The sequence below is a fragment of the Cytobacillus sp. S13-E01 genome, assembly GCF_029193815.1.
GTDB lineage: Bacteria > Bacillota > Bacilli > Bacillales > Bacillaceae_L > Bacillus_BV.
The window spans coordinates 1-21032 of the sequence record NZ_JARFVC010000025.1 but is presented as its reverse complement, the minus strand read 5'-3'; the positions used below and the strand labels follow the sequence as shown (position 1 = coordinate 21032).

The 21032-nt window shown below is 35.4% G+C and carries 18 protein-coding genes and 1 other annotated feature; of the genes, 4 read left to right on the top strand and 14 right to left on the bottom strand.

Features of this window, described 5'->3' with window-relative positions:
* Positions 1-196 precede the first annotated feature (196 nt).
* The 4 genes from pepF to mecA all read right to left on the bottom strand — a co-directional run bounded on the left by pepF (position 197) and on the right by mecA (position 6403).
* Positions 197-2014, bottom strand: coding sequence for an oligoendopeptidase F (gene pepF, locus PY093_RS14725; RefSeq protein ID WP_275646620.1), 1818 nt, complete (start codon positions 2012-2014; stop codon positions 197-199).
* A gap of 379 nt (positions 2015-2393) precedes the next feature.
* Positions 2394-3611, bottom strand: coding sequence for a competence protein CoiA (locus PY093_RS14720; RefSeq protein WP_275646619.1), 1218 nt, complete (start codon positions 3609-3611; stop codon positions 2394-2396).
* A 227-nt stretch (positions 3612-3838) separates the two neighbouring features.
* On the bottom strand, positions 3839-5350 hold the full coding sequence (gene cls, locus PY093_RS14715; RefSeq protein ID WP_275646618.1) for a cardiolipin synthase: 1512 nt from the start codon (positions 5348-5350) through the stop codon (positions 3839-3841).
* A gap of 372 nt (positions 5351-5722) precedes the next feature.
* Complete coding sequence (gene mecA / locus PY093_RS14710; RefSeq protein WP_275646617.1) at positions 5723-6403, bottom strand: adaptor protein MecA; 681 nt, start codon at positions 6401-6403, stop codon at positions 5723-5725.
* Positions 6404-6748: 345 nt separating this feature from the next.
* Here mecA and PY093_RS14705 point away from each other — a divergent pair, with 345 nt between their 5' ends.
* Positions 6749-7426 carry a TerC family protein gene (locus tag PY093_RS14705; RefSeq protein ID WP_275646616.1) on the top strand — a complete coding sequence of 226 codons (678 nt, stop codon included), beginning with the start codon at positions 6749-6751 and terminating at the stop codon, positions 7424-7426.
* Between the two features lie 99 nt (positions 7427-7525).
* On the opposite strand, the gene spxA is transcribed toward PY093_RS14705, so the two are convergent.
* Positions 7526-7921, bottom strand: a complete 396-nt coding sequence (gene spxA / locus PY093_RS14700) for a transcriptional regulator SpxA (RefSeq protein ID WP_275646615.1) — start codon at positions 7919-7921, stop codon at positions 7526-7528.
* Between the two features lie 326 nt (positions 7922-8247).
* A complete protein-coding gene (locus PY093_RS14695; RefSeq protein ID WP_275646614.1) occupies positions 8248-8823 on the bottom strand; it encodes a GNAT family N-acetyltransferase in 576 nt (191 codons plus the stop codon).
* Between the two features lie 188 nt (positions 8824-9011).
* On the opposite strand from PY093_RS14695, the gene PY093_RS14690 reads away from it, so the two are divergent.
* Positions 9012-9200, top strand: coding sequence for a hypothetical protein (locus tag PY093_RS14690; RefSeq protein WP_275646613.1), 189 nt, complete (start codon positions 9012-9014; stop codon positions 9198-9200).
* Between the two features lie 257 nt (positions 9201-9457).
* Here PY093_RS14690 and PY093_RS14685 read toward each other — a convergent pair whose 3' ends face one another.
* The 8 genes from PY093_RS14685 to PY093_RS14650 form a co-directional block, all read right to left on the bottom strand.
* Positions 9458-10660 carry a putative glycoside hydrolase gene (locus tag PY093_RS14685; protein WP_275646612.1) on the bottom strand — a complete coding sequence of 401 codons (1203 nt, stop codon included), beginning with the start codon at positions 10658-10660 and terminating at the stop codon, positions 9458-9460.
* Positions 10661-11172: 512 nt separating this feature from the next.
* The gene (locus PY093_RS14680) at positions 11173-11580 is read right to left on the bottom strand and encodes a hypothetical protein (RefSeq protein WP_275646611.1); all 408 of its coding nucleotides are present in this window, start codon (positions 11578-11580) and stop codon (positions 11173-11175) included.
* Positions 11580-12140, bottom strand: coding sequence for a hypothetical protein (locus tag PY093_RS14675; RefSeq protein WP_275646610.1), 561 nt, complete (start codon positions 12138-12140; stop codon positions 11580-11582). Before PY093_RS14675 ends, PY093_RS14680 begins: the two co-directional genes overlap by 1 nt.
* 287 nt (positions 12141-12427) lie before the next feature.
* Positions 12428-13366 (bottom strand): ABC transporter ATP-binding protein, encoded by a 939-nt coding sequence (locus PY093_RS14670; protein WP_275646609.1) that lies wholly within the window; start codon positions 13364-13366, stop codon positions 12428-12430.
* Position 13367: 1 nt separating this feature from the next.
* Positions 13368-14429 carry an ABC transporter ATP-binding protein gene (locus PY093_RS14665; protein ID WP_275646608.1) on the bottom strand — a complete coding sequence of 354 codons (1062 nt, stop codon included), beginning with the start codon at positions 14427-14429 and terminating at the stop codon, positions 13368-13370.
* Positions 14430-14447: 18 nt separating this feature from the next.
* Complete coding sequence (gene opp3C, locus PY093_RS14660; RefSeq protein ID WP_275646607.1) at positions 14448-15476, bottom strand: oligopeptide ABC transporter permease; 1029 nt, start codon at positions 15474-15476, stop codon at positions 14448-14450.
* Complete coding sequence (gene opp3b, locus PY093_RS14655; protein ID WP_275646606.1) at positions 15476-16405, bottom strand: oligopeptide ABC transporter permease; 930 nt, start codon at positions 16403-16405, stop codon at positions 15476-15478. Before opp3b ends, opp3C begins: the two co-directional genes overlap by 1 nt.
* 144 nt (positions 16406-16549) lie before the next feature.
* Positions 16550-18217 carry a peptide ABC transporter substrate-binding protein gene (locus PY093_RS14650; RefSeq protein WP_275646605.1) on the bottom strand — a complete coding sequence of 556 codons (1668 nt, stop codon included), beginning with the start codon at positions 18215-18217 and terminating at the stop codon, positions 16550-16552.
* Between the two features lie 404 nt (positions 18218-18621).
* On the opposite strand from PY093_RS14650, the gene PY093_RS21460 reads away from it, so the two are divergent.
* Positions 18622-18993: a DUF3899 domain-containing protein gene (locus tag PY093_RS21460; protein WP_481769305.1), complete on the top strand. Its 372-nt coding sequence runs from the start codon at positions 18622-18624 to the stop codon at positions 18991-18993.
* A gap of 104 nt (positions 18994-19097) precedes the next feature.
* Positions 19098-19332: a binding site (T-box leader), on the top strand.
* Positions 19333-19394: 62 nt separating this feature from the next.
* Positions 19395-20378, top strand: a complete 984-nt coding sequence (trpS, locus tag PY093_RS14645; protein ID WP_275646604.1) for a tryptophan--tRNA ligase — start codon at positions 19395-19397, stop codon at positions 20376-20378.
* The last annotated feature ends 654 nt before the right edge of the window (positions 20379-21032 follow it).

Genomic DNA, 21032 nt, shown 5'->3' with positions numbered 1-21032 from the left:
TCTATATACCTGTTTTCATCTTAATACTAGAAAACAATTTAAGGGTTTTTAAATAAGTGAAGGGTGCCTATATGAAACAGGCACCCTTCACTTTTATCCCGCATTAACGGGCAGTAAGACCCCCACTTCCGGAAATTTAGAGAATTCAAAGAAGTTTCAATAGGGATGAAAGCCCCCCCACTGAGGGAAGTTTCCTTTATGATAGTAAATTTTCCATCTCTGTTAGCTTTTGCTCAAATACTTTGCATGCTTCCTCGATTGGTTGCGACGATGTCATATCTACACCTGCACGTTTTAATACTTCAATTGGATAATCTGAGCTTCCTGCTTTTAAGAAGTTATTAATATAACGATCTACTGCTGGCTTGCCTTCTTCAAGAATTTGCTTACTTAGCGCTGTAGCAGCACTAAAACCTGTAGCATATTGGTAAACATAGTAATTGTAGTAGAAATGTGGAATGCGTGACCACTCTAGTCCAATCTCTTTATCAATAACAATATCTTCGCCGAAGTATTTTTTGTTAAGATTATAATACGTCTCAGTCAGAAGATCAGGCGTCAACGCTTCACCTTCTTGAGCTTTCTTATGGATTAAGTGTTCAAATTCAGCGAACATTGTTTGGCGGAAGACTGTCCCACGGAAGCCCTCTAAGTAATGATTTAGTAAATATAATTTTTCTTTTTCATCATCAATAGTTTTTAATAAGTAATCGTTAAGAAGTGCCTCATTACATGTTGAAGCAACTTCGGCTACGAAAATAGAATAGTTTCCATAAGGGTACGGCTGGTTATTACGCGTGTAATAACTGTGGACTGAATGACCAAATTCGTGGGCTAATGTAAATAAGTTATTTACATTATTCTGCCAGTTCATAAGGATATAAGGGTTTGTTCCATACGTACCAGATGAATAAGCTCCACTACGTTTGCCTTTGTTTTCTTGTACATCTACCCAACGATTATCTAAACCTTCTTGTAGTACGTGTAAATAATCCTCACCTAGTGGTGCCAAGCCTTTAATTAGATATTCCTTTGCTTCTTCATACTTTACTTCCATTTTGACATCCTTAACTAATGGTGTGTAAAGATCGTACATATGAAGCTCATCTACCCCTAGAAGTTTTTTTCTAAGGCGTACATATCTATGTAAAAGATGGAGATTATCATTGACTGTATTAACTAAATTTTCATACACTGATTCAGGAATATTATTGTTACTTAATGCCGCTTCACGAGCAGAGCTATAATTACGAACGCGAGCATTGAAGTTATCCTTCTTAACAGCTCCACTTAGCGTGCTTCCAAATGTATTTTTGTAGTTACCATATGTTTCGTAGACTTTTTTGAAAGCTTCTTTTCTAACACGAACATCATCACTTTCTAAAAAGCGAATATAGCGACCGTGTGTAATTTCTACTTCTTCACCATTTTCATCCTTTAAAGTTGGGAAAGTTAAATCTGCATTATTAAGCATACCAAACGTATTACTTGAAGCAGCAGTTACTTCAGAAACCTGGGCAAGTAATGCCTCTTCTTTTGCAGATAGTACATGGGGACGCTGACGATTAATTTCATCTAAAGCATGTTCATATACTTTTAATTCCTCTTTTTCATTTAAGAATGATTTAATGTTGGCTTCATCGGCTGCTAGGATTTCTGGAACGATAAATGATAAAGCACTTCCAACTTGAGTATATAAATTAGCAGCACGATCATTTAAAGCTTGATAAGATGAATTTGTTGTATCTTGATCATAACGCATGTGTGCATATGTATATATTTTACCTAAACGCATTGAAATGTCATCTTGATATGACAATGCTTCGTATAACCCATCCGCAGAATCACTCAGTTTTCCTTGAAATTCAGAAATCTTTGGTATCATATCTTTTACTTCTTGAAATTCTTTTTCCCATGCTTCGTCTGTTTCAAAAATATCTTCAAGGCGCCAAGTATCTTCAACTTGGATTTCGCTTCTATTTGGTAGTTTTTTTACTGCTGTTTGTTCAGCCATTTTTTATTACCCCCCTAAATTATTTCGATAGCCGAAAAACGCCATCATTCTACAATTCGATATTTAAGCTAGTTATTCCTTTTTTTTGCTATTTTTATTTTAAAATATAGATATGTTCTTTTGAATAATTTTATTTAAAAAACTAATAATCGTAATAAAACATTTCATGATTATTTACTACACTATTTTCTTTTTTAAAATCTTTGTCTTTTTTACTCCATTCATTTTTTACTACGTAGGCTGCTATTCCAACACTTACAGCAGGAAGAGAAAATATGATTTACGGTGTCGCTTACGCTGCGCTTTTCCAATTATCAAATCATGATCAACCACCTTCATAATGGATTAATTTCATTATCTTTTGCATAACTATATCTTCTCATTCCAGGGAAGCTTTACCATTTAATAAGGAAGTATACAACAGGTTCATTACACTTATGTCTTGGTTTTGAGCTTGGTTTAATGACTCGGGGATTTTAATCTCATTGATTTTAACGAAATGAAGTTTATCAACTCGTTTAAGAATAGTAAGCCCTGTTAATAATTGAAGATAATCCATTAGCGCAAAAGAGTAATGCACTTTTTCTATTAAGGGAAGTTTACGCACTTTAATATTTCCTTGCATTATCCGCATATTAAATCGTTTATACACTTCATTGAAGGTAAACGATTGCCCAATGTTTATTGGTATGATTGAATCGAGTAAAACCCATAATTGCCAAATTACTGCAGGTGTTTCAATTAAATACAATGATTTAAAGGGTAAACCTGCAACTGCAGGAATAGTCGTTCTTGGGATTCTATTTTCATAAAGCTCGATAAAAAGAGGGTTCAATTTCTTTGACGGATAGGTTGAAATTTGATAGCGCCATTTTTTCTTCAACTTTAGCCAAGCTAGTGTAGATTCATAGTGAAATGGAACTTGAGAATGAAGAATTTCCTTTAAGGTTATCTTTGTTAATGAGTGGTATTTAATTTGTGCGATCGTTTCTGTAGTGGTGAAAGGAAGAAGATTTGAAATCAATACTAGTTGTGAACTAGAAGGTTTAAAATAAAGGATTCGTTGTGGCATGTTACCTCTAGGTCCGACGGAAGTAAATAACCATTGAAATGGGGAAATTGTTAGAAGCTTATTTTCTTTTTGTTTTAACCATGTTTCCCCCAAAATCCATATCGGGTTAATATTACTCCTCCGGTAAGCCTTTGTCCTTTTATTAAAAAGGTCCGGGTCCAATTGAGAGCATTGAAACTCTATCGCTATTTTCTGATTTTCTAACTCCAATAATATATCAGGTCTTTGCTGTATAGCCTTTATGTATGGTTCTAGTTCAAGTACTTTTGTTTGATGTTGCAGCCAATTATACAGCTGCTTTTTCCCCTCCATATGATAGCTAGATTCATGTTCTGTCTTTACACTACAACTTGCATCCTTCTTATGTGCAAAATGACTTATTCGGTTAGTTCCTACCTTAAGATGAACAGGTAACTGACAGGCCGTACAATAAAAATGTTCTGTTCGTAATTTTATTAATTCTTCCCTGGACCAATTATCTAACAATGAGACAAACTGTCCATTTTCTTTTTTTGCTACAAACACCTTTAATCCACTCCTTATTTTGTTTAAAGGCAAGACAGTATATAAGTTCTACCTAGTTTTGGTGTCTAGCTCCTGTCGCCCTGCCTTTCTCTTATCTCCCGATAAATCCGGGATAATGTATACATTCGGGTAAAAAAGTAAATCTCCTTTTAAAGTTGTGAACATTTTTTTCAAAATAAAATAGTGTTCCAAATAAACTCCGAACACCTGTTAGTTGCTTGGTCCTTTTACAATAGTGGAGAGAGTAATCTTGCTGTTGATTCATATAAACGTTGCAAGAGTGGTCGTTTATTAAATGTATCCTTTTGGATTTTTTTGGAATGACCTATATCATTTATAAAGTCCGCAACAAGTGTTTCTGTACTATTAGTTCGATAGAGAAAAGCATTTATTTCAAAATTTAAGTGAAAGCTTCTCATATCCATGTTTGAAGTACCGATTGATGCTAACTCACCATCTATGATCATGATTTTGCTGTGCATAAAACCCTTTTCATATTCAAAAATTTTTGCTCCTGCCTCAAGTAGAACTGGAAAATATGACCTCGAGGCATAAAAAACAATTTTTTTATCAGGACGTTTAGGGACTATAATGCTAACATCAATACCACTTAAAGCTGCAATTTTTAATGCAGAGAGGATGTCCTCATCAGGAATAAAATATGGCGAGGCAATCCATATTGATTTTTTTGCAGAGATAATCATTGAAAAGAATAAGTTTTTTATAACTTCCCATTCGTTATCTGGTCCTCCGGCTATTAAGTGAACTCCACCAAAGTTTTCACCCTCGACTAACTGAGGTGAAAGGTAGCTTTGGGTTAATAATGCTTGACCTGTCATATGGTACCAGTCTTGTAGAAAAATTAACTGCAGCGCTCTTACTGCTTCACCTTTTATAAACAAGTGAGTATCACGCCAAAAACCGAAATATTTATTCTTACCAAGATATTCATCACCAATATTTAAACCACCAACAAATCCGACAGAACCATCAATTACGGCTATCTTACGATGGTTACGAAAGTTAACCTTGTTATTAAAAACCGGAAATTTTACAGGGAAAAAGGGTTCAATCAAAACACCAGCATTTTTTAACTCATTCCTATATTGCTTCGATAACTTCCAGCTTCCAACAGCATCATACAAAAAACGAACGCTCACCCCATGTTTTGCTCTTTCAATAAGAATATCTTTTAATTGTTGTCCAACAGCATCATGTCTGACAATGTAATATTCTAAATGTATATGATGTTGAGCCTTTTTTAAGGCATCAAAAATAGCTGAATACGTTTCATCACCATTTGTTAAAATCTTCGTTTCAGATGCAAAGGAAACAGGCGTTTTTCCAATGCGATGAGCTAAACGAAATAATTGTTTTTGGTTTTCTCCCATTTCCTCAATTTTTTCTTCATTATAATCAAAACTACCTTCTACCTGTAAAAACGTTTGCTCATCTAGTGAGGCCTTTTTTTGGAACATGCGTTTTTTTCGAAAGTTTCTCCCAAACATTAGATAAAAAATAAACCCAAGTAAAGGGAAACTTCCTAATACAACAATCCATGTCAATGTTTGAGTGGGATGTCTATTTTCTAAGAAAATAACAAAGCCTATAAAAATAGCTGAAAGTGTAAATAAAAGACTTAAAGCCCCTAGTAGCCACCCTTCCCAATGCCCTTTCGTAATGTAAAGTAGGAATGAAATTGCCACTATAAATAGGATAACTCTAAAGGTATTTTTCAAATGATATCACCTTCCTACATCCAAAATAGAACTACAATATTCAATAAATGAAATACCTTTTTCATTGTAGATGGTGGCTATGGGAAGCTTAGCCATGGTTGTTTCTTATCTTTAAGAAAAGCGCAGGGCGCCTCGCCTATCGGCGCGTCGATTAAAACCCGCCACGTCCTGTGGCGAACATCGACATCAGCACATCCTTTGCAAGTCAAGCATAAGACGAGCCGGCTGGAAGGTTGTTCTTTAACCTTCCGGACGGATTGGCTTATAACATAGAGCCGATGGCGCCCGGAGCTAGACACTAAAACTATGTACAAACTTTTATACTTTCTTATTTATTAAAAAGACCGATTTCAAAATTGAAATCGGCTCGTTTTAGTGTAAGGGAAAATGCTTTGCAATTTCAGTTAGCGCACTTTCTTTTAGTATGTTTGTGCCATATTCTTCAACCCGATGAATTGTAATACGCGATTCCTGGCCGTACTCTAGCACAAGGCTTAGCATATTTTCAAGCTCTTCTTCAGTGTATTCACCTTCTAAGAACTCAACATATAGGTAGTAATGACCTTCAAAGGAATATAGTTGATTCGATAGGCCTTCTAGTTTCGTGCGATGTGCAAGAGAAATAACATCTTCAAAATCCTGGAATCGCATTAAAAAGTGTAGGCTATCTTCATCTGTTTCCTCAGAATCATCCTTTATTGAACGCTTTGAGTTAAAATGCTCATCAAGAAGTGATTCGATTTTTTCATCTACTGGAAGATCCTTTAACTTATCATCAGAAATTGGAAGTTCATATTTATGGCCGTCTTTTGATACCTGTGCCCTTGTTACAAGAATTTCTAGCCCTTTTTCAAGAGCCTGCACCTGTATCCAAAGTGGTCCCTCCACTGTGAACTCTTCTTCTTGGTGTACTTCATCCATCATCTCCCAAAAGAGTTCTTCACTTCTTTCCCGATTGTACCAGATTTCTTCTCGGTCAAAGCCTCGTTCTTCTATATCAACATATGAAATATAAAATTTTACTGTATATTCATTAATTCGTTCTATTTCCATAACCTAAAACCTCTCCCTTCTCGATCCTGTTTTTGAAGGGACAATTATACCCCCGAGTAGATGTAACTCTTTATCCTTCACTTTACCCAAAAATAAGATTAGCTAATCTTTGCAGCATAACTATCTATATCTTGTACTCTTATTTTATGATAAAAGACCTCAGAATGGAAATAAAAAAGCCGATTTTTTTAAAAACAGTTATTTGCCCTCAAGCCCAAAAATGATCTGCAGTAAAATTGTGCTTTACCATTAAAATAAAGCACTAAAACATAGTATTAGTCATAACTTTGTCCAACCACACCTATACATGATAATATGACGTTTTTGTATAAGGGAGGATTTAGGTTGGACCTAGAGTTAATTACGTCGATCTTATTAATAATTGGAATTGATATCGTTTTAGGCGGGGATAACGCAATAGTGATTGCACTTGCATGTAGAAACCTCCCAGAAAACAAACGAAATAAGGCTATCATTTTAGGTACATTACTAGCGGTTCTTATAAGAGTATTACTAACCATTGGCGCTGTCTATTTATTACAAATCCCCTTCCTACAATTTGCAGGAGGAGTTTTCCTATTATTACTTGCTTATAAATTACTCATTGACCATGACGGAGATAGCTCAAACGTTAAAGCAGGAATTTCTTTACTATCTGCAGTAAGAACGATTGTTATCGCCGACTTAGTAATGGGCATAGATAATGTTATTGCAGTTGCAGGTGCCGCACATGGGAATTTCCGCTTAGTTATTTTAGGTTTAATAATATCAATTCCAATCATAATCTGGGGAAGTAAATTAATCCTCATTGTGATGGAAAGATTCCCAGTCTTCATCTATATTGGTGCGGGTATTCTAGCTTACACGGCCGGTAAAATGATGATTTCTGAAGAAAGATTACATTACTTATATGAGAGCTATCGCCAATTATTTGATGTAGCTCCCTTCATAAGTATATTCATTGTTCTACTATGTGGCTTCCTAACAAATCATATCAAATTTTACAGAAGTATAAAAAATTAAAAGCATAAAATAAAAACTTCTACATGTTAAATACATGTAGAAGTTTTTTATAATCAAATGAACCATCACTGTACTAATTGGAAAGCATGTTTTAAAAAATTAGTTCACTAATTTTTGAGCTTCTCTAAGCTGGAATGTGCGAACCTTTCTAGGTAAAAAACGTCGAATTTCGTCTTCATTATAGCCAACTTGTAAACGCTTTTCGTCAATGATAATAGGTCGTCTTAATAGACCAGGATGCTTCTGAATTAATTCATATAAATCTTGTAATGGCATAGATTCAACATTAATATTAAGCTTTTGGAATATCTTTGATCTGGTTGATATAATCTCATCTGTCCCATCTTCTGTCATGCGTAAGATCTCTTTGATTTCCACAATAGATAAAGGCTCAGAGAAAATATTTCTTTCTTTATATGAAATGCTATGCTCTTCTAACCATGATTTTGCTTTTCGACAAGATGTACAGCTTGGTGAAGTATATAATGTAACCATAAGTCTTTTTCACTCCCTTTAATAAAAGATGAGTCTAATTGCAATGGTATGCGGTGACAATCCTATTTATCTTAAGGTGCTAGAACTCTTAATTAAAATGAATTTAAATAAGTAATTTCTCTTTTTTAATTATACAACAAATTAACTATAAATGATATATTTTTTCATAAATTTGCAGTAAATTTATACAAAAGCGATCCGACAAATTCATGCTCTAATTGAGAATGAATAATACAAAATTTATTCCTTAAAAAGGCGCAAACTGCAGGTGAAAATGGAGGAATGAATACATCTCATTTGTCTAAACAATTCACTTTCATTAGATATCAGATGTCTGATAAGATATTTTCATTCCCTTTTTCATCATCAAAGGTTAGCACTTCTTTTACATTTTGATAGGACTTCCCATACAGTTGTTTATCCTTATAAGTATGGATTAATTCATAAGTCTTTTTCATGGCGTCATAGATGCTTTCTTCTGGTTCGTTTGTTGGTGACCAGTATAATATTTCCATCTCAGTAATTTCATTTGTTGCAAGTGAACGACGTCGATAACCAATTGACTGGGCATGCTCAAAGCCTTCGCGTTTATAAAATTTAAGCCTCTTCTCCGTATCTGTATCTTCATAATTAATTGGTTCAACTTCTAAAATAATCGATTTATTCTTTTTCTTTAATCTATCTAAGAGTTTGTGACCTAAACCTTGTCCTCTTGCATCTTTTGAAACAAACAAATAATCGATAAAGATAAAGTCTTCAAGTTCTACATACATTAATACATGATGTGGTCCTTCATCCTTATGATAAATATCCCCTTTTTCTTTAAGAAGTGTTTCCATATGAACTTGCGATTTCATTTCCTCTGGAGGAAAATATTGATGTAACTTTTCATACCAATCCATTAATAGTCCCCTTTGCAAGTTTAATACTATATATTATTTAGACAAATAATTCCTGTGAACTTTTTGTGTCTTTTATGAACATCCTTTAAAATTAGATATTCCCTCTTTTAATCAAACTAAACATAGAATAGAATAGAAGTAGAAGACTATCTAACAATATCAACTTACCGTTTAGGAGGACTCCTCATATGATTGGCTATATTATTGATTTTACACTTGTTGCACTTTTTGTTATTGGAATAACAGCAGTAATGGGTGTACTTACAAACGGAATCGGTGAAAAATTATTAGCTGGGAAAACGAAAACAGTTAGCTTTGATCACTCTGCCAAAACACAAGTTGGCTGGAAAAATGTTGGTGGAAAAACATCAAAATGAATAAGCGCATGGCGATTGATTTGAGGAACGTCGATTAAATTGCCACGTATTGTAGCGAACATCGCCATCATTACATACAGTTGTGCATATCAAGCATAAGACGAGCCCTGACTGAAGGCGTTTTTTGCCTTCGGGAAGGGATTGGCTTATACCATAGAGCCGATGGCGCCCGGAGCTAGACACTAAAACTAGGTACAAACTTTTATACTTTCTTATCTTTTAAAAAAGTCCCACGATAAACGTTGGGACTTTTTTATTCAGTTCAGCGGTGTGTAGTCGACACCCTCGGTATATGAATTACCAGCATTCCAAAGTAGGAATTCCTTAATACCTTGTTCGTTGAGGCCTTTGATTTGAGCTTCAACTTCAGCCTTACCATATACTTTATAATTGCCTTTTCCTAACCAAGACGCTGTAAAGTCTTGAATCCACGGTCTTGAGATTGGAGGATTGTCTAATTTACTGAGCTTGTTATTTTCAACCTTTGCGTATTCAGTAGCCAATCGATAAGGTTCTACGTCAGGTTTTGCAATGCCAAAATATGATGTCCAATGACTTGGATAAATCATGGACGATATTACATCAACATGCTCAGAGATTTTAGTAAAATTTTGTCCAATACCGGGAGCCTCTGGTAATGTTGCAGTATATCCAAAAATATCTACAGATACTTTTACACCATAAGGCTCAAGCTTCTCTTTTGCATATGCAACAAAATCAGTCACAGCTTGAACACGTTTTTGTACATTATCCTGTTCACCCTGGTATTCACCCATACCATACCCCAGAGTTGTGTCTCGTTTTTCAAATCCTTCTGGAAATCGCACATAGTCAAATTGAATTTCTTGGAAGCCTAGTTTTGCAGCTTCAATTGCAATTCCCACATTGTAATCCCACACATCTTTTAAGAAAGGATTAACAAAGGATTCTCCTCGACCGTTCTTCCAAATAGAATTTCCATCTTTGAATGTAAGTTCAGGTTTTTTGTTAGCCAGGACTGTATCTTTAAAAACCACAATTCTTGCAATTGGGTAGACTTGCTTTTCTTCTAATACTTTAAGCATTTTCACTGGGTCCTTAATGTAATTTTGGCCGATGTCATCATATTGGGACCCTGCATCAGGTTTATATGTTAAGTAACCGTAATCATCTTTGATATCAATGACCATAGCATTAAGATCAGTATTATCCATGAGATTAAGGAGTGTTTCAAACCTACTTCCACCTGCTGTGTGACCTGTAACATATACGCCTCTAACTGCATCTGGATATTTAAAAGTTAATCCAGAATCAAATGTAAAGCGGATTAACTCCCGTGGTAATTCCTTTTTAACAAATGTTGATTGTTTAGCTGAGTGAGTATAAACAGTTCTTTCAGCTTCTTCGGCTAATCCAATTGATCCGAAACACATTATGAAGATGATTATCATCATGATTGTGGTAACAGTTTTTTTCCCCATAAAACACGTCCCCCCACACTTATATGTGTTCAATTATAAGTCATTTTCCGACAAAGACGTACACGTTTCTACATATTTTACTTACCTCTATCAAAAAATCCCCCCTAAACCTTCTTTATACAAAAGTATGACCAAGTTGTTGCAATTATCCTTTCATTGAAAAAGATTTGTAGACAGTTCCTTAATATTAGTATTGTTCTCTGTAAACGTTGCTTACATGACAAAACAACCCATTAATTTACTGACAATGAAACCAATTTGTTGTATTTAGGTTAATAGTTCCTAAAAAGAACAAAAGCGCAGGGCGCCCGCCTTTTTGGCGACATGCATAAGACAAGCCGGCTGGTAGGTTGTTCTTTAACCTTCCGGACGGATTGGCTTATACCATAGAGCCGATGGCGCCAGGAGCTAGACGTAGATAGACAGAGACACGAAGTTATACACAACCTTACAATTTTATAAATCACTAAATAATAAGAAAAGCGCATTGCGACCGTATTGAGGAACGACGATTAAAACGGCTTTTGGTTACCGTTTTTTATTTTTTTCGCGATTTCGGGCATCAGATGGTTCTTTTGGTTACCGTTTTTTACTTTTTTTGGGATTTCGGGCATCAGATTGCTCTTTTGGTTACCGTTTTTTATTTTTTTCGCGATTTCGGGCATCAGATGGTTCTTTTGGTTACCGTTTTTTGCTTTTTTCGCGATTTCGGGCACCAGATTGCTCTTTTGGTTACCGTTTTTTGCTTTTTTCGCGATTTCGGGCATCAGATTGTTCTTTTGGTTACCGTTTTTTATTATTTTCGCGATTTCGGGCATCAGATTGCTCTTTTGGTTACCGTTTTTTGCTTTTTTCAGGATTTCGGGCATCAGATGGTTCTTTTGGTTACCGTTTTTTGCTTTTTTCGCGATTTCGGGCATCAGATAGTTCTTTTGGTTACCGTTTTTTGCTTTTTCAGGATTTCGGGCATCAGATTGCTCTTTTGGTTACCGTTTTTTGCTTTTTTCAGGATTTCGGGCATCAGATTGCTGTTTTGGTTACCGTTTTTTGCTTTTTTCAGGATTTCGGGCATCAGATTGCTGTTTTGGTTACCGTTTTTTGCTTTTTTCGCGATTTCGGGCATCAGATTGCTCTTTTGGTTACCGTTTTTTATTATTTTCGCGATTTCGGGCATCAGATTGCTCTTTTGGTTACCGTTTTTTGCTTTTTTCGCGATTTCGGGCATCAGATTGTTCTTTTGGTTACCGTTTTTTATTATTTTCGCGATTTCGGGCATCAGATGGTTCTTTTGGTTACCGTTTTTTGCTTTTTTCGGGATTTCGGGCATCAGATGGTTCTTTTGGTTACCGTTTTTTGCTTTTTTCGCGATTTCGGGCATCAGATTGCTCTTTTGGTTACCGTTTTTTGCTTTTTTCGGGATTTCGGGCATCAGATTGCTCTTTTGGTTACCGTTTTTTGCTTTTTTCGCGATTTCGGGCATCAGATTGCTCTTTTGGTTACTTTTTTTATTTTTTTCGGAGTTTCGGGCATCAGATTCACCTTTTGATTACGGTTTTCTATTTTTTTCGGAGTTATTTTTTTTGATACCCGACTTCATTTAGAAATCTCTGATTCCATTGTATCTTATGCCAGGATTTTTGATCTATTGTGCTGTCTAAATGAATCAACATATAAAGTCTGATAGTATAAGAAATGCTCTGGGCGCCCCGGAGCTAGACACCAAAACTAGGTAAAAAAACGATCCCGAAATGATCGGAATCGTTCTTGTTAATTACTATACAATGCCTGATATTGTTTAAATTCTGCTTCAGAACATGAAACGAAGTGACCTGGTTTTACTTCTCTTAGTTCTACTTCATCACCTGTGTAATTATGCTGACTTGGCTCATATGTTGTACGTTTACGTGTACGTTCAGATTCAGGATCTGGAAGTGGAATTGCTGATAAAAGTGATTGTGTGTAAGGATGGATAGGATTATTATACAATTCCTCACTTGTTGCTAGTTCAACAATCTTTCCGAAATACATGACTCCAATGCGATCACTTATATACTTAACCATCGAAAGATCATGCGCAATGAATAAATAAGTTAAACCTTTTTCTTTTTGAAGCTTTTTCATTAAATTGACTACCTGAGCCTGAATAGATACATCAAGGGCGGATATAGGTTCATCTGCGATAATGAAATCCGGTTCTACTGCTAATGCGCGGGCAATACCAATTCGTTGACGTTGTCCACCACTAAATTCATGTGGATATCGGGTAGCATGATCTTTATTTAGTCCTACTGTTTCAAGTAGCTCATGTACCCTTGCCATACGTGCCTTACTATTTTCAGCTAGCCCGTGAATATCAATACCTTCTGCAATAATATCAGCTACAGTCATTCGCGGGTTTAACGATGCATAAGGATCTTGAAAAATCATCTGCATTTTACGGTTAAACTTCTTTAGTTCTATCTTTGACTTTTTTCCGTGGACATTTTCACCTTCATATAGAACTTCACCATCTGTTGCATCATATAATCTGATGATCGATCTACCTGTAGTGGATTTACCGCACCCGGATTCACCTACTAGACCTAATGTCTCACCTTTGTAGATATCAAAGCTAATTCCGTCTACCGCTTTGACCATATTAGGCTTACCAATATTAAAATGCTGTTTTAAGTTTTTAATTTCTAGTAACTTTTCTTTATTTGCCATCTTATTTATCCCCCTTTTTAAGAGATGGTTTACCATAAGAAGATAAATAACGTTTTTGACGCTCTGAAATAGCAAGTGGCGGCTCTACTTTAGGTGCATCAGGGTGTAATAACCAAGTTGCTGCATAATGAGTTTCAGACACCTTAAACATTGGAGGCTGCTTCTCTATATCAATTTGTAAAGCATATTCATTTCTAGGAGCAAACGCGTCACCCTTGGGTGGATACAACAGGTTTGGTGGTGTTCCTGGAATAGCGTATAACTCACCTTTTGAATCTAGGCTAGGCATTGAACTAATCAATCCCCAGGTATAAGGGTGCTGCGGATTATAGAATACCTCATCAACAGTACCGATTTCACATATTTTTCCACCATACATTACTGCAACACGGTCTGCAACATTAGCTACTACGCCTAGATCATGGGTAATAAATATGATTGATGTATCCACTTTCTGTTGTATATCTTTCATTAATTCTAAAATTTGAGCCTGGATTGTTACATCAAGTGCTGTCGTTGGCTCATCAGCTATTAAAACCTTCGGATTACAAGCTAAGGCAATCGCAATAACAACACGTTGTCGCATACCACCTGAAAACTGGTGTGGATACTGGTCATAGCGAATTTCTGGGTTTGGAATACCAACAAGACGTAGCAAATCAAGTACTTTTTCTTTTGCTGCACCTTTACTTAAATTTTGATGTTTAATTAAGCCTTCAGCAATCTGAACTCCGATTTTCATCGTTGGATTCAAAGACGTCATTGGATCTTGAAAAATCATCGAAATATCTTTACCACGGATTTTTTGCATTTGTTTTTCAGAAAGCTTGGATAAATCCTGGCCTCCAAAAAGAATTTCTCCCTCTTTAATCCTACCGATAGTATCAGGAAGTAATCTCATGATCGTTTTCGTAGTAACAGATTTTCCAGAGCCCGATTCGCCAACAATCGCAAGTGTTTCTCCTTTATTTAAGGAAAAATCAACACCTCTAATAGCTTGTACTTCACCAGCAAATGTATCAAATGATACATGTAAGTTTTTGACTTCAAGAACTTTTTCCATTACATTCACCTACCTTTTTTAGTCACGCATTTTTGGATCTAATGCATCACGCAGTCCATCTGCCATTAAGTTAAACGCAATCATAAGTAAACTAATAATGATAGCCGGGAAAATCATGATATGCGGGAATATTTGTAGTGATTTATAACCATCTTCTATTAAAGTACCAAGAGAAGCTGTAGGTGCTTGTAACCCTAACCCAATAAAGCTTAAAAACGCCTCAAAGAAAATAGCACTTGGGATTGTAAACATCGTATTAATAATGATTACCCCAGTTACGTTAGGAATTAAGTGCTTTAAAATAATGTTGGAATCTTTTGCCCCTAACGTTTTTGAAGCAAGCACAAACTCTTGATTTTTAAGTTTTAACATTTGGCCACGTACAATCCTTGCCATTCCGACCCAGCCAGTAATGGTTAAGGCCACGGTAATAGATATAATCCCTGGCTCTAAGACAAGAATCATCAAAATAACAATGACCAAGTTTGGTATACCTACAAGAACTTCAATTATACGTTGCATAATATTATCTACTCTTCCACCATAGTAGGCAGAAATTCCTCCATATGCAACACCAATGACCATATCAATGAATGCAGCTAATAAAGCAATATATAAGGAAATACGAGTTCCAGACCAAGCACGTGTCCATATGTCTCTACCAAGCCCGTCTGTACCGAACCAAAAATAGTCATCAATTCCTTTTTGTTCATACATATCAACTCGAGCTCCGTTAGCCCCAGCTACAGTACCATCGAGACCTAACCAACTAACATTTTCTAAGACAGGTACCTTAGGAGGTAACTTGGCACGAGATAATTGTTGATCATCAAAACCGTAGTTATTCATCATCGGCCCAAATAATGCCAAGAATGTAATGACAAATAAAAGCACTAGGCCAAAAATGGCGGCTTTATTTTTACGAAGGCGGCGCCAAGCATCCTGCCAGTAATTTAAACTTGGCTTTGAAATTTCCTCACTTTTATTTAGATCAATATCTGCAGGCTTAAATAATTCTTTTGGTAATGCTTCTTCATGTTGTCTCATTATTTTTTACCTCCCGCAAGCCGTATACGCGGATCGATTATTCCATATAAAATATCCACTATTAAAATGATAAAAATAAATAATGCAGCGAAGAAGAGCGTAGTTCCCATTATTACTGGATAATCATTTGTTTGAATCGAACGGACAAACTGTTCGCCTAAACCAGGGATAGAAAAAATTCGTTCGACAACAAGTGATCCTGTCATTAAACTTACAGTTAACGGACCAAGGACAGTAATAATTGGTATTAAGGCATTTCGTAGTGCATGTTTAAAAGCAATTGTAAAAGGAGTAACACCTTTTGCTCTAGCTAATAATATATAGTCTGAATTTAATACTTCAATCATTTCTGTTCTCATAAATCGAGCAGTAATTGCTAATGGGAACATGGCCAGTGCAATTGTCGGTAAAACTGTGTATTCAAATCCTTCCCAGAATGCAACTGGGAACCATCCTAATTTAACACCAACAAAATATTGTAATAACCCTGCAAATACAAATGAAGGGATTGATTTTCCAACTACCGCAAGAACAGTTGAACCATAATCATAGATTGTATTTTGTTTGAGTGCTGCCACAATACCAAATAAGACACCAACTATTGTTCCGACCACCATTGCTTGTAATCCTAAATAAGCAGATGGACCAATACGATCTAAAATTAGTTCTGTTACACCACGCCCATCAAATTGGAAGGATACACCCATATCACCTTGGATAAGGTTAAACATATATTTCGCATATTGAACTGGTACAGGATCATTTAAGCCATATTTTTCCTTAACAATCAATAATTGTTGTTCAGACATTTTTTCTTGTGCTGTAAATGGCGTTCCAGGCATGAGCTTCATTAAGAAGAATGTAAATGATGCGATTAGTAATAGTGTTATTATCATGTAGATGATACGTTGAAAAAGATATTTAGTCATACTTACACCTCCTATATGGGTATAAAAAGTTAATTGCAAAGTGTGAAAATTCATCAAAATTCGACATTTTTCACAATTGTAAAAAGAGAGTATATTCACAAATATACTCTCTCTTTATTCTCTTTTTTAAATGCTTAAAATTTGCTATTTTTCAATTTTAGTCCATTTATAGCTATAATCTGGACCAAAAGAGTGAATGTATACATTCTTAACGTACTCTTGCATTAGTTGTGAAGTACCGCGTTGGTATAATGGTCCCACAGCAGCATCTTCTTCAAGAAGAATACGTTCTGCTTCTTGCATTGCTTCAAAACGTGCAACTGGATCTCCAGATAGAGTCGTTTTAGCTTCATTGATTAATCTGTCGTACTCAGGGTTTGAATAACCCGTTTTATTGTTTCCGCCGTCAGTTACCCAAAGATCAGCGAATGTCATCGGATCTAAATAGTCAGGAGCCCATCCAGCTAATTGAATGTCATAGTCCATTGCAGTATCAAGATCTAAACGTTGTTTAAATGGTACATTTTTAAGGTCGATTGTTAGCCCTTCAAGATTTGTTTCAAGTTGATTTTTGATGAACTCCTGCATTTTAACTGCTGTTTCAGTGTCTCCACCAAGTATTTCAATTGTTACCTCAGTTAAACCAAGTGTTTCTAATCCTTGTTTCCAGAACTTTTGAGCTTCTTCCACATTATATGTGTTGAAGTCTCCATTAGCTGCTCGGAAATCTTCTTTTGTTTCTGGGTGTTTCACAAAGTCTTTTGGTACTGCGTAGTTAGCAGGGATTGAACCATTGTTTAGGATAACATCAGACATACCTTGCTTGTCAATTGCCATTGATAATGCTCTACGAACATCTTCATTAGCTAATGCTTTGTTCTTTGTTTGATTATATTTGAACCAGAAAATTGTTGGTTCACCATAGCTCATGAAGTCTTCATGAGTTTTATATTTGTCTACGAATTCTGAAGATAGTGCTCCAGATATATCAATTTTACCAGTATCATATAAGCTTACAGAAGTTGCAGGGTCTTTAACAACTTTCACGTTAATTTCTTCAAGTGTAACCACATCTGCATCCCAGTAGTCTGCATTCTTTTCCATTTTCCAGCCTACTTCATGCTCCCAGTTTGAAAGAACAAAAGGACCATTGTATAACAGATTTTCAGTTTCTAAAGCATAGTTTTCACCTTGCTCTGTAACAAACTTTTCATTTTGTGGATAAAAAGTTGGGAAAGTCATTAATGAATCGAAATAAGGAACTGGGCGCTCTAAAGTTACTTCTAATGTAGTAGCATCAATTGCTTTAACTCCTAATTCTTCAGGAGCAACTTCGCCAGCAGCAACCTGAGCTGCATTAGCGATTACGCCACTCATCATGTATGGACCATATTCTGATCCAGTTGCTGGAGTTACTGCGCGTCTCCATGCAAATACGAAATCATCTGCAGTTACAGGATCACCATTAGACCATTTTGCATCTTCACGTAGGTTAAATGTATAAACTGTTCCATCTTCACTTACTTCATGGTCAATAGCCATACCTTCAACTGCATTATTGTTTTCATCAAGTCTATAAAGACCTTCAAAAACTTGGTTAGCTACGTTAAATGCAACCGCATCTGTACCCATAACTGTATCCATTGTTGGGATTTCAGCAGTTTCTAAAATATTAAGTACTTGTGGTACGTCTTTAGCAGCATCATCAGATCCGCCTTGTGCCGCATCGTCATTGCCAGTGCCACATGCAGCTAAAAAGCTACTTACTACTAAAGTTAATGCTAATAATAGCAAAATTTTTGCTTTTTTCATGTAAAGTTTCCTCCCTATTTTATTAAAATAATTTCATGGAATTTTGCCCACAAAAAATATTATACAAGTTTTCAAACTATTACGCATCGATTTTTTCACTCCACACTCACCAAATACCTAAAATTACGTTCGTAATGACCAAAAACAGTTCTAAAGTCCTATAAAATCAGTTTTTTATTTTAACAATCATTTACATTAATACACATTCAATTACCTGAAATGGATATTAATTGTAAACTTACCCACATTTAATTATATCAGTAAAATATTCACCTCTCACATATAATTATTGTAAGAAAATTTTAACGTTTTACAGCCCATCTTAGCTTTACTATAATAAAGGCATCGTTATTTTATGATTATATTGCTCTAAACATAAAATCCTCATACGGACTGGTGATAAAATGCTCCAATTAATAAAAAAGACTTTAATATTGACTGTTGTATCAACATTCTCAATATTTTTACTTTCATTTATTTTATATCGAGAGTTTTCTTTACTTGCTTTTATAAACATTTCATTCGTGCTTGCAAGTATCTTTATATTTTTTTATTTATTACTCTTTGTTACTAAGGCTGGATTTTTCGATGCCATAACATATAGTTTTAGAAAATTCACAAAGCATCACTCCAAAACAGAAAATTTTACTGTAGATGACTTAGAAGAAATGAAACTTCCTTCTGATATTTTTACGCAAAAAAATACTACTCCTATTTTATTTTCAGGGTTATGTTTACTATTAATCATGTTGTTAAGTTTAGTGTTCTATTATTAACGCAACTGTACGCAACAGGTCTTTGTAAGCAGTGGGCCAAATGAAGTGATAATGATTGATTTATAATACGTTTTTATATATAATATCTGTAAATTAATTGAAATAAAAATGCACTGACAAAGAGTAGTACACATACCTGTTCTATCAAAGAGAGTCTGTGGCTGGTGAAAACAGATATAGAATTTATGTGGAATGGACTTTCGAGCACCCAAACTGAAAAATGCAGTAGGTTTGGACGTAAGCCTAACGTTATATAGGCTCCATGTTTTATGGATCAAAGAGATTTCGTTATGAAACGAAATAACTAGGGTGGCAACGCGGTAACCATTCGTCCCTAACTACTATGTTAGGTACTGATGGTTTTTTTGTGTTTTAAAAAAAAGTCAAGGAGATGAAATGAAATGAAGACAATCTTTTCGGGAATTCAACCGAGTGGTTCAGTTACTTTAGGAAATTATATCGGAGCAATGAAACAATTTGTAGACTTACAGCATGATTATAATTGTTATTTTTGTATTGTTGATCAACATTCAATAACAGTTCCTCAAGATCGACTAGAGCTTAGAAAAAATATTCGCAGTTTAGCAGCCCTCTATCTTGCAGTAGGAATTGACCCAACAAAATCAACATTATTTATCCAATCTGAAGTACCAGCACATGCTCAAGCAGGATGGATGTTACAATGTGTTGCCTATATAGGTGAGTTAGAAAGAATGACTCAATTTAAAGACAAATCACAAGGAAAAGATGCAGTTGTTGCTGGATTACTAACATATCCACCATTAATGGCTGGCGATATTCTGCTATATAATACAAACCTTGTTCCAGTGGGTGAAGATCAAAAGCAGCATATTGAGCTTACAAGGGATATCGCAGAACGCTTTAATAAGAAGTATAACGATATCTTTACAATCCCAGAACCTCGTATACCTCAAGATGGTGCTAGAGTTATGTCTCTAAGTGAACCAACTAAAAAAATGAGTAAATCAGACCCAAATAAAAAGTCATATATCACACTTCTTGATGATCCTAAACAAATCGAAAAGAAAATAAAAAGTGCTGTTACTGATTCAGATGGAATCGTTGAATATGACAAGGAAAATAAACCTGGAATAGCTAATCTACTTTCGATATACTCTGTCCTAGGAAATAAATCAATTGATGAACTCGTATCACTATATGAAGGAAAAGGTTATGGAGAATTCAAAACTGACCTTGCCGAAGTTGTCATTACTACATTAACTCCTATCCAAGAAAAATATTATTCCATTATTGAATCAGAAGAGTTAGACACCATATTGGATGAAGGTGCTGATAAAGCGAGAAAGGTAGCTAGTAAAATGGTTAAGAAAATGGAAAATGCAATGGGACTTGGTAGAAAGTAAGAAAAGCGAAAGGCGCGACCGCCTATCGGCGACAAGCATAAGACAAGCCGGCTGGAAGGTTGTTCTTTAACCTTCCGGACGGATTGGCTTATACCATAGAGTCGATGGCACCCGGAGCTAGACTCTAAAACTAGGTACAAACTTTTTTACCATCTTATCTTTTAAGAAATGCGCTTGCCCCCCTTAGTTAAGTGGGCAAAACTAAGTTGAAACACACTAATATTTATCTAACAATAGGAGAGTAGGAATCCCTAAGTAGTTCGGTTATGAAGTAGAAAACTCAATTTAACAAGTTAAATAACCAGGCAATTCACACAATTTTTTTGACAACTCAAAACGCAGAGGTTTTAACATTAAACCGTTCCGTTTTGAGGTACATAACGGAAAATTGACATTAGAAATGGCATACGAATCGACGTATGCCATTTTCCTTTTATATAGGGATTTATAATACCTCTTATAGTAAAGTAAAACCACTAATGACAAAATAAATTTAAAGGACAATGCTTGTTGGACACTCAAAATTAGTAAGCGTCAAATAATCCCCACCTGTTTTCAGATGGGGATTTGATTTATGCTTTATTTAGATTTAACAAGAACCCGGCAATTCTCGGGAAGTGTCGGTGACCATGGCAGGAATTCGGCCAATTTTGT